This window comes from Oleiphilus sp. HI0086 (assembly GCF_001635225.1).
Genome location: NZ_LWFZ01000039.1, coordinates 1 through 1118, shown reverse-complemented (window position 1 = coordinate 1118; position 1118 = coordinate 1). Strand labels below are relative to the sequence as shown.

Genomic DNA, 1118 nt, shown 5'->3' with positions numbered 1-1118 from the left:
CAACACATCCCTTAGTGCCAGTGTTGACAGGAATAAAGTATATCTCAATGAGAGCTTCAACCTTAAGCTTCAGGGGAATGTGGATATCGACTTTAGCCTGGGCGGCTTAATGAGCTTTGGGCGAAACCAGATTGAAGCGCCAACAATTAAAGGGCTTGAAGATAGCTTTGAGATCCTTGATCGCCAGCAGAATTATAGTATGCGCTCCATTAATGGCGATACAACAACCGAAGTTACATGGAACTATACGCTTAGCCCAAAGCAGGCCGGTACACTAACTATTCCTCAGGCAATACTACAAGGAGCCAAATCTGAAGCTATTGTTATAGAGGTTGTGGAGGGTAAAGCACCCATCGACGCGGACAACCCTCCCCCTGTTTTTATTGAAGTTGAAACAGACAAATCAGATGTTTACGTTCAGGAACAAATCCAATATACCGTTCGCTTATTTTCCTTAGGAAGGCTTAGTAGCGGAAATTTAAGTGAGCCCGCCACAAGCAATGCCATCATTGAACCTTTTGGCGAGGAAAATAAATACTATCGTATGGCTTATAACCAACGCTATGAGGTCATTGAACGAAAGTACCTAATCTATCCTCAAAAAAGTGGTGCTCTCTATATCGATGGTTTAGCCTTCAACGGTGTGCTTATCGACAGCTATCAACGTAGACGCATACGTGTCTCGGAAATATCGGATGCTGTTCAAGTGAATATAGCACAGCCGAACCCCAATTTTACTGGTCAACACTGGTTACCAGCAAAGAGCCTGCATTTAAGTGAAAAATGGCAAGATGAGCAGCTCGAACTATCAATCGGTGATGCATTTACGCATGAAATCACCACCTCTGCTTTAGGTTTACTTGGGTCAGCCCTTCCCCCAATACCCGCGGTATCAAATGAACGGGTTAAGTCATACCCCGATAAACCGTCTGTTGAATCACAAGCTCACGAAGGCGGCTCATATGCCATACGAAAGGACGCAACAACATATATTGCCATCAAACAAGGCGAAATTACGCTACCGGAAATACGCATACCTTGGTGGGATACAGTCAACGATGTTGAGCGTATTGCTACACTCCCGGAGCGAACAATCATCATCAAACCGGGCGCTGTAA

The 1118-nt window shown here is 44.7% G+C and carries 1 protein-coding gene; it reads left to right on the top strand.

The features are described 5' to 3' along the window. A partial coding sequence (locus A3756_RS00740) for a BatD family protein (RefSeq protein ID WP_197481075.1) occupies window positions 1–1118 on the top strand: 1118 nt, incomplete at both ends.